Consider the following 9598-nt stretch of genomic DNA (forward strand, 5'->3'; position numbering starts at 1 on the left):
AACTCACCGGCCGTCGTACACTCTCCGCGAGGCATCTCTCTGCTTTTCGCGTTCGTGATGGACTTGCTCTGAGTGAGCAACGGCTCCGCTATTGACCTGGCCCCGCGCCTCTGCGATCCTCCAAGCCTGATAGCGCTCAAGGGTTCCGAACTCGGCCCTGAGAGCGGGATTGCTACCCCACTCCTGCTTCGCGGCGGCCTCCACGCCCAGCCGGTCAAAGAACGGACAGGCGTCAGACGCACCCGCGACAGCAGCATCCTGCCCAAAGCGTGAACCCGTGAGTCGGCCCACCCTGCCCGCGGCCTCTGCCTTTCGAAAGGCGAGGTAGCGGGTGAACTCGCCGCCGAACTCGGTGCGCACATCCGCGTCGGCGTTCCACACGGATGCGCATTCCTCTTCGAGTGTCTGGCGCTTCGTCTGATCCGCCGCGACTGCTGGCGGAGCTGCAGCTACCGGTGCGACAGCAGTCATCGCGGGTTTTGCTGCCGGTGAAGTTGCTGCGGGACGCGTCAAGATCATGTCGTCGCCTTTGAACGTGATGACTGTTCCGTCCTCCAGTGACGTAAGCTTCTTTAGATCCTCTTTGGTCCCCCAGCCGAGCTTCGCGCGCACCGATGCAAGCATTTCATCGACGGGCACCGTAAGGACTTCCGAGAAAGCACGCGGTGGAGCGTTTCCTGATGCAGCGCGCTGTTGGAGTAGCTCCCGCAATTGGGTGACCAGATCCCCGTTCTCTGCCATTCCCTCTGCCATTCCCTTTTCTCCTCCTCCGCTCTCCAAAGCAACAGAGCGCTTCGGGGCCGAGCCGAGCGTTGCCCGGCCCCGAAACCCGGCTGAGAAGGCCACCGCCTTCACTCGCCGGCCCGGAGGAAAGCCGCTCCGGGGCGTGTGGGCGCCGCGTCGGTTGCCGCGGCGTCCTCGCTACGGGTCCGAAAGGAAGAGACCCGTAGCGCGAATCAATCCCCTCGTTCCCTTCAGACGAACGGCTCAATCAACACTTCCTTTTTGCACGACAGGCAGCGCAGCAGCTCGCCGATCTGGGCGTACTCTCCGTTGCGTTCCAAGATGGGCGAGACCTGTCGCTCCGCCGGCACCATATGCCTGCCGCAGCATTTAACCATCACCGCGCTCGTGCGAAGCTGTGCGAACCGGCGCGCCATCCGGCGGTGAAGGTCTTCAAGGAGCGGGCAGACCGGCTTCGGGCACCCTGAGGTGCACTTGTGCGGCCCTGCTGGTTCTACGGTCCCTGAACTCATGGTCTGATGTTCCTCCTTTTCGCTTTGCGGTCGCACGCGGGAGCGCTGCGATTCACTTACGGCCTCCCCAACGCAGCGTTGAAGGCCTTCGTATTCTTCTGCACCATGCGCACCAACACGCGCCTGAACTCCGGCGTAGCTTCCAGGCGCTTCAGGATCAGGCCCTCATCCAGGCCGAGCGTGGCCTCAAGCGCGGCGTTGCGGCCACCACCGGCGGGAAGGTCGCCATCGGCCACCAGGCCGCCTTCGGCGAAATTGTGCACGCCGCGGCGGCGGACCGCAGGCAGTCCGGCTCGGTTGAACTCCTCGAGGAATTCGAGCGCCCCGGGCTGGCGCACCACCGCAGCCCGCACGATGTATTCGTAATCGCTAACGCGGATAGGGATCGAGTCGCTGGTCGAGCTTCCAGGTCCGCGGACTTGGCCACCGGATGAGAAAGGAAGAAGGCCACCACCTCCGGAGCTCCCGGCGCCTGCTGCACCCCCGCCTCCAGCGCCCAATCCGAAGAAACCCGCTGCCGCCTTGATGGCGTTGAAAAGCTGGAACACGAGGATTGCGGCCAGCAGATCAGCGATGATCCGTTGAATGGACTGCGCGACGGATAACGCCAACTGCCGGAAGGCGCCCCCAACGCTCTGCGCTTCATGGCCGATGTTGGCGAGGAAATTCGCCACATCGGCCGTGATCGCTGCCTGCAGGCTGCCCTTAAAATCTGCGGTTCTCTGAGCTGCCAGGTCGCTGGCGATGGCGATTTGGTTGACTGCCTCTGCAAAATCGCGTGCCTGCGCGATCTGTTCGGGGGTCACCGCGGCCGCGCGCATGGCCTCGGCGATCTGCTGCAACACTGGTAGACGGTCCTGCTCCAGCTTGCGCAGCTTCTCCTCGCCCTCAAACTGGAACAGGAGGCCGCTCTGCACCTGATTGAGGACCTCCTGGCGCTGGGCCGCAATGTCGGCGAGCGCCTGCTCAGCCTGCGCCTTGATCTCCTCGAAGGCAATGCGCTGCGCGCCGGCATCGAACAGCGTCCGCTGGCGCCCCGCGAAGGCCTCGTCCGTCTCGCCCTTCAGGCGCTGGAGGCCTTCTATCTGCGCCTCCAGTTCCTTGCGGGCGGCTTCGAAGCGCTGCCCCTGGGCATCGAGGATCTGGGCCTCAGCCTGCAGCCGCTCCTGCGTGGCCTGACGCTCCAGGGTGAGCTGTTCCGCCTGGAGCGCGGCCAACTGCCGCTGGCGCTCGATCTCGGCCAGGCCCTTCTGCTTCTCCAGCTCGCTGATCTCCTTGGAGATGGCCAGCAGTCGGGCGGCGCGGTCATCCTGCGTCTCGCCCTTCTTGAGCGGCCGCGCGGCTTCGAGCGCGAGCTTCTGCTGCTGGGCCGCGATCTTCTGGTCCAATAGGGCGATCTCGGCATCGGACTCGCGGGTGATGATGGCCCGGCGGTCGTCGAAGTACTTCTGGATCTCCACCCGGCCTTCATCGAAGCGTTGCTTTTCGGCGTCGAGCGCCAGCGCATTCTTGGCCTTCTGCAGCGCAAGTTCCTTTTCGAGATGGGCCTCGAACACGGCCAGGGTGGCGTCTTCGAGTTTGCGTCTGGCTTCGAGCGCGCGACGGTTGTTCTCCTCATCTTGGCTGATGCTCGTGTCACGCTTGCGCTTGCGTTGAATCACCGGGCCCGTAGGGTCCAAAGCGTTCAGCAGTTTGGCAGCCCGTTCCTCGATCAACTTGTCGATGGCGTCGAAGCCTCCGTCGATCTCGGAGCGGAAAATGGAGAGAGCCTGCTTCGGCCCCTTCGTGAAGACATTGACCAGGAGGTTGTTCCACGCCACGCCCACAACGCCCAGCTTGCCGCCGAGCTCGACCACGCCCGCGATGACCGCCGCGATACTGAGGATCAGCAGCTTGAGTACGCGACCCGCAACGTCGCCCAGGGTGCGGAAGCCGCTCACGCCATCTTCGGTGGTGACCTCCACGAGGGCCTCGCCTACTTCGGCCAGCGCGGGCGCGAAGCCGGCGGCGAATTGAGTGGCGGTGCCCTCGGCTAGACTTTTGAGGTCGGTCAGCGCGTCGTTAGCGCGCGTGGCTGCGGCTACCAGGCTCTCGTCGAATTCCAGCCCCAGAGCCTTCATCTTTGTGCGCAGCTCGTCGATGCCGCCCGAACCCAGGTCATCAATCAGCGGCAGGAGGTTGGCGCCCGCCTTGCCGAAGATTTCCATGGCCAGGGCGGTCCGCTTGGCGCCGGGCTCCAGTTTCGCCAGCGCATCCACGGTCTTGAGGATCTGCTGGTCCTGGTCCAGGCCCTTGAGGGCCTGCGAAGAGCCGAACAGCCGCCGCACCGCGCCTTCCGCACTGCTGGCGCCGCGGTTGTACTCATCGAAAAACCGCACGCTCTTCTGCAGCGCCTTGCCCAGCTCCTCCTGGCTCACGTCGGCCGTGCGCGCTGCGAAGGAAAAGACGCTGAGGGTCTCAACCGAAACCCCGGTCTTCTGGCTCAGCTTGCCGAGCGAATCAGCAGTGTTGAGGGAGCTCTTGGCCAGCGCAGTGAGGCCGGCCACGGCGGCGGCGGCGGTGAGCGTCGGCAGCAGGCTGGCGACGCCGCTCAGCGCGCCGCTCAGAGACTGGAGGCCGCGGGCGCCCAGGGACCCAGCTTTGCCGGCCTTTTCGGCTTCGGACTGGACCTTCTTGAATGCCGAGACGACATCGGCCAAACCTTCCGCGCTCAATCGGACTCGAACATCAGGAGCGGCCATTCATATCAGTCCCTCAAAATCGCCGGCACTTCCGGCGGTTTTTTACGTTTCGTCGCGCCCGTAGCCGCGAGCGCGCACCATCCCAGGAACTCGACGAAGTAGCCACGTTGCGCATCTTCGCGCAGGCATTCTTCGTACGCAGTCAGCGCATCCCCGATCGCCCAATCGAGCACCTCTTCAAAACGCCCCGGATCCTGGCCCCCCAGCTCGCGGACGACTGCTGACCAGACGCCGAGATCGGTGCCGTGGGCGTCGCGCTCCCGCTGGCGTGCAACGGCGCGGGGATGGGCTGGCCTGCTTCCGCGGCGGTCGAAGCAGTGCGGGAACGCGCGCTGTAGCCCATCCCGGCGGCGAAAAAACCGACCAGCAGCGGCCTGAAGGCCTCCCGGACCGCTTGCTTGTCGGCCGCATCCGTGACCTGCGCGAGGAACCCCGCAGTTTCGGCAGCAACCTTCTCTGACCATTGATCGTCGGCCAGCTCATCAGGGAGCACGAGGCCGCCCAGGAGATCAAACCAGGCGCCGCTGAGTAGAATCTTTTGGAGCAGTCGCTGCGCGAATTCTTCTGGCGACTCGTCGCCCTGCCGACTGATGCGATCCAGCCCCGCGGCCGCGATCTTAGCCGTCATGTATCCATCGTGCCTCAGGGTGCTGCGCTCCAGTGTGCGCCAGCGCCGGCCGCCGATCAGTCTGACCTTTTGCTCGTTGCCAGGCATTGGCGTTACTCCCCGCCCGACGCTTGGCTCACGCCGGCAGTGACCGGAGGCGCGGCCGGGACCAAGCGCTTCTCGCAATCAGCGACGAGCTTCGAGCCGAAACCCTCGACTCGTCGGCTCAGCGCGTGCGCTTTGACGCGCTCGATCTTGCATCGCTTGATCTCCGCCCAGAGACCCTCGATCCTTCGCGCACGATCATCCTTGGTCTCGCCATCCTCCAGAGGCTGCCGCTGCAGGGCATCGACACGCTGGCGCAGGCCTGCGATCTCTGGCGTATCGGTTTCGGCGGGAAATTCGAACCAGTAGGCCGACTCCCCGCTGCCCGACCCCGCCCGCTCCAACGGAAATTCCAGGTGGAGGAGCGCGATCACGTAGCCGACTGCCGACTTAAAAAAGCGCTCGCGAACGTTCATCTGGCCACCCAGTTGCCCATTCACTGCGCTGATATTGCCCGCGACGCCCTCGATGTCCCGCAAGAGCGGTATCAGCTCGCCCTGGGTCAGCTTTTCGAGTTGCGCGCATTTGCTCAGGTGCATTTCCCGGAGGCCTTGAAGCGTAGCGAACGATTCGGAGTGCTGAGCGGTTTCGAGATCGCGCTGCAAGCTTTCAATTCGCTCGCCAAGCCCGACTGCCGCGGTGCCCAGGTCGGCCTCTTGCCGGCGCAGTGATTCGAGCTCCGCATCGATCTCGCGCAGCCGCTTCTGGGCTCGAGCATCGCCATCGGAGACGGCGGTGACGACCGCGCCGCGGCGGTCCCCCTCCAGAATGCCAATACGCGCCTGCGCGGCCGCGCGGCGCTGCTCGACTTCAGCAAGCCGGCCTTGCAGCCGCTCGATCTCTGCACTCACATTTTCTGTTCGCATCTGCTCCTCCTCTCTATTACCTGCTGGAGCCACGGGGCGATTTACTTCGTGGCAGCGGGCATGAAGCCGCCATCGATAAGCCTGCCGATCTCGCTCGCAGGAATCCTCACACACCGGCCGATGTGCACGGTTGAAAGCTTCCGCCGCAAAATCCACGCCCGTACCGTCGAAGGCTTTATGGCCAGATGTTCAGCCACCTGCTCTACAGTTAACAGTGGCTCTCTCCGCAGTTTCGTGTGGTTCGAATTGGTTGACATCTCGTTTCTCTCGGTAGTACTGTATTTGTCGTCTGATACTACATCAAGACTACGACGTGTCAACGGTGGCAAAGAAAGATACCGGACGCAAAAGTGTTTACCCAGTCTGAGTGTCTGACCAGGAGATCATGAAGACAGGTACACGATCCGAGATGCAGTTTCTGGTCGACTGGTTAAACGGACCCGGGCAGGGCGGAAAATGGCAGCGCTGGATTGGCCACATGCAGCGGCAGCACTGTCCCAGCATCCGCGAGGGCTTCACTTGCGATATGGAGTCAGACGTCCGGGCCAGGAGGAGCGTCGTGAAGCTGCTCAATGACCTGCAGGAACTTCAGAGACTCGCGGGAATTGCCGAATGGAGAACGGATCCGCAAAGATCAGACCGGCATCAACCAATCGCGTGGGATTGGTTCCAAGATCGTCTCGCGGCCGTTAATCAGCAACTCAGAACCTACAGTTCTTATCCCTCTCTGATTCCATCTTTTCAATCGCGGAGATCAGGGTATTTTGGACTGGCAACCTCGAAACCGTTCAGTTGCCTACCTTGGGCGCGATCAAGAAGCGTGGTGCGACAGGAGTTGCGAGCGGTACATGTAATCATCGACGCCCTCGTAAAGGGCTCCCTGCAGAGGTTGCGCCGCTGCGTGGCACCGGCGGCGCACAAAGATGAACGGGGGAGGCATGATAATACCAAACGTCCGGAGCGCGAATGCGATCGTTGGTTCGTAGCCACGAAGCCCTGGTCCAAGGCTTGTAGTAAGGACTGCCGGCTACGCGCAAAAAGGAAGTACCAGACTTCGGAGGATTACAAGAGCCGTCGACGTAAGAACCCAAACTGAGGGGGTGACAACCATGAGCCTTTACCGACGCGGTTCTGTTTACTGGTACAAATTCCGTTTCGCGGGCCAGCAGATCCGCGAGAGTGCCAAAACTACTTCGAAGACGGTTGCTCGCGATGCCGAGCGCTCCCGCCGGCGCGAGCTGGAGCTCGGATTCAATCGCATCCCCGAACGAAAGCAGGCGCCGCTGTTCAGTTCGGCAGCAAAGGACTGGCTCGCGACCAAAGCCAACCTGGCAGCCAAGACTAAGCTCGGATATGAGCAGCGCCTAAAGCCGGTGAACGCCGTGCTTGGCCAGCGGCTGGCGTGCGACGTGGGGCTAACCGAGGTTGTCGCCTACCGCGTGAGTCGGCTTGCCGATGGCGCCTCCAACCGGACTGTGAACTATGAAGTCGCGTGCATCCGCGGCGTTCTGAAGCGGCTCGGGCTGTGGGCATCCATTGCTGAGCGCATTCAACGTCTGCGTGAGAACCATGATGTCGGCCGTGCTCTCACGGCCGAACATGAGGAAAAGTTGCTGCGAGCCTGCCGCGCCAGCCAAGCCCCATCGCTCCTGCCCCTCTTCATCTTTGCGCGCGACACGGGACTGCGCGCTTCCGAAATGAAGGCACTCCAGCGCCGGGACCTTCACGTGGCGTGGAAGGACGGCCTGATCGTATCTGGAGAAGTCATCGTCCCACTTTCAAAGACGGAGGCCGGAACCGGCCGCAGCGTCCCCCTCTCCGCAGACGTGTGCAGCACGCTCACTTTGTGGCTGTCGCGCTTTCCAGAAGCCACCGGCGATTCCTACGTCTTTCCTCATCACGAGGTCCAGATGCTCAAGGGTGGCCGCGAATCGAAGATCGCCAAATTTGACCTCTCCAAGCCGATGCAGTCTTGGCAAAGGGCCTGGCGCACTGCCCAGGACGAAGCCGGCGTCCACTACCGCTGGCACGATCTCCGGCACACCTTCGTGAGCCGGCTCGCGGAAAATCCAGCCGTCTCTGAGCAAACCATCCGCGCCCTGGCTGGCCACGTCAGCCGCTCTATGCTCGAACGGTACAGTCACATCCGGACTCAGGCCAAGCAGACCGCGATCGCGGCTCTGGAGGCCAGCCGGGTCAACGCCAGTGTCGAGAAACAGGCCGAACAGAAGGAACACGCAACGCAGCGGACACAGTGATGCATGGAATTTTGCTTGTGGGTGGGCACAAAATTGGGCACAGTCTGGATCTGGCTCAGGCTACCTGCCACGCTAACTGATTGAATCGATTTGGCTGCCCCCCAGGGATTCGAACCCCGATATGCTGATCCAGAGTCAGCTGTCCTACCATTGAACGAGGGGGCAGCGGAAGGCGAGCCGGCCGCAGATCACGCAGCCTTCTTCGATTCTACGGACCATCCTGCAGAGGGTCAACCGAACGGCTGACCTCTGCGCGCTTGTGGTTGTTGATTCTGACGTTCCTGGCCACTGACCCCTGACCACTGACCACTGCCTTTACGCTATTTCCAGCGCCCGCTCCAGGTCGGCGATCAGGTCGTGCCGGTCTTCCAGGCCGATGGAGATGCGGATGCCGCCCGGCACCACGCCGCGGCCGTGGTCTTCCAGCTTCAGATCGCGGGAGCCGTTGCCGTCTCCCCCGCTCTCCGGCCGGTGCGCGTAGGCGGCATGGGTCATCGAGTACGGGTTCTCGATCAGCGTCTTGATCTGCCCCAGCGACACCGCCAGCGTGATGCAGTATGCCTTGTCGGCGATGTAGTTGATGAAGCGCTCGGCGCGCTCGTTCGAGCCCGGCTGGTCCTTGAGGATGAAGTAGATCATCGACCCGGGCGCGAACTTGCCGCGGTAGTCCACCATCTGCTTCTCGGCCAGCGCCCGCTGCGGGAACGAAGCCAGCCCGGGATAGTCCACGTGCGCCACTTTCGCATGCTGCTCCAGAAACTTGGCCACGTGCATCGCGGTGCGCTGCATGTTGGCCATGCGCGCCGCCAGTGACGGCAGCCCGTACACCAGGATGTTCCACGCCGCCTTGGGCGAGAGCACGCCGCCGAAGTCCTTGCGGTAGAGCATCAGGTGGTTGTGCATGGCGCGCGGGCCGATCACCACTCCGCCCATGTCCGTCCCGAACCCGCCGATGCCTTTGGTGAGACTCTGCACCACCACATGCGCGCCCAGGGTGAGCGGGCGCTGGCAGTAAGGCGTGGCGAAGGTGTTGTCCACCACGATCTGCATGCGCTCTTCGGGCTTGCGCTCGCGATTGGCGCGGTCCACCACCTCGCGCACCGCGCCGATGTCGATCAGCTCCATGGTGGGATTCACCGGCGTCTCGAAGTACACCACGCGGGTGCGCGGCGTGATGGCTTTCTCCAGCGCCGCCAGATCCCGCAGGTTGGCGAAATGCGTGGTCACGCGCTGCCGCGGCAGCCAGTTGGTCAGCAAGCTGTAGGTGCAGCCGTAGAGCGTGTCGTGCGCCACGATCTCGTCGCCCGATTCCACCAGCGTGTTCAGCGCCGCGGTGATGGCCGCCATCCCGGTGGCGAAACAGACGCCGATCTCGCCCTCTTCGGCCAAGGCGAGGTTTTCTTCCAGCATGCCGCGCGTGGGCTCATCCAGTCGGTCGTAGATGTAGATGGGCACCTTGCGGGTGACGTCGATGGTGTCGCAGGCGAACTCGAAGAACCCCTTGGCCCCGCGCTGCGACGAACTCAACCGGAACGTCGCCGACGACGTGATGGGCGGCACGACGTGGTGCGCGTAGTCCCACTTCGGCGTCTTCGAAGTGCCGTGGATCAGCCGCGTGCGGATGCGGTAGGGCTCCTGGGCATGATGCGCCGCCTCCTGCGCCTCCTTCGCGCCATTGCTGGGCTTGGCAGCGGCCTTAGTGGCGTTGTTCCGGGTCTCTTTTTCGCGGGTCTTCATGGCGGGCCTCGCTCCGGGCGGACCAGTG

General features: G+C 63.3%; 7 protein-coding genes and 1 tRNA gene. 1 reads left to right on the forward strand and 7 read right to left on the reverse strand.

Going from position 1 to position 9598, the window contains the following annotated elements; translation table 11 throughout:
- Positions 1-3: 3 nt before the first annotated feature.
- From VNK82_07225 to VNK82_07245, 5 genes are all read right to left on the reverse strand, one after another.
- Entirely contained in the window at positions 4-753 is a 750-nt protein-coding gene (locus VNK82_07225) for a hypothetical protein (protein HXE90739.1), read from the reverse strand.
- Positions 754-974: 221 nt separating this feature from the next.
- Positions 975-1160: a hypothetical protein gene (locus VNK82_07230; protein HXE90740.1), complete on the reverse strand. Its 186-nt coding sequence runs from the start codon at positions 1158-1160 to the stop codon at positions 975-977.
- Positions 1161-1312: 152 nt separating this feature from the next.
- The gene (locus tag VNK82_07235) at positions 1313-3997 is read right to left on the reverse strand and encodes a hypothetical protein (GenBank protein ID HXE90741.1); all 2685 of its coding nucleotides are present in this window, start codon (positions 3995-3997) and stop codon (positions 1313-1315) included.
- A gap of 142 nt (positions 3998-4139) precedes the next feature.
- Positions 4140-4712, reverse strand: a complete 573-nt coding sequence (locus tag VNK82_07240) for a hypothetical protein (GenBank protein ID HXE90742.1) — start codon at positions 4710-4712, stop codon at positions 4140-4142.
- 5 nt (positions 4713-4717) lie between these two features.
- The gene (locus tag VNK82_07245; GenBank protein HXE90743.1) at positions 4718-5575 is read right to left on the reverse strand and encodes a hypothetical protein; all 858 of its coding nucleotides are present in this window, start codon (positions 5573-5575) and stop codon (positions 4718-4720) included.
- Positions 5576-6684: 1109 nt separating this feature from the next.
- On the opposite strand from VNK82_07245, the gene VNK82_07250 reads away from it, so the two are divergent.
- Positions 6685-7833, forward strand: coding sequence for a site-specific integrase (locus tag VNK82_07250; protein HXE90744.1), 1149 nt, complete (start codon positions 6685-6687; stop codon positions 7831-7833).
- 91 nt (positions 7834-7924) lie between these two features.
- On the opposite strand, the gene VNK82_07255 is transcribed toward VNK82_07250, so the two are convergent.
- Both VNK82_07255 and VNK82_07260 read right to left on the reverse strand, forming a co-directional pair.
- A tRNA-Gln gene (locus VNK82_07255) sits at positions 7925-7998 on the reverse strand.
- A gap of 150 nt (positions 7999-8148) precedes the next feature.
- Positions 8149-9598, reverse strand: a 1450-nt coding sequence (locus VNK82_07260) for an aminotransferase class I/II-fold pyridoxal phosphate-dependent enzyme (GenBank protein ID HXE90745.1), incomplete at its 5' end; no start/stop codon positions are given.

The sequence above is a fragment of the Terriglobales bacterium genome (genome assembly GCA_035573675.1).
Taxonomy (GTDB): domain Bacteria; phylum Acidobacteriota; class Terriglobia; order Terriglobales; family Acidobacteriaceae; genus DATMAB01.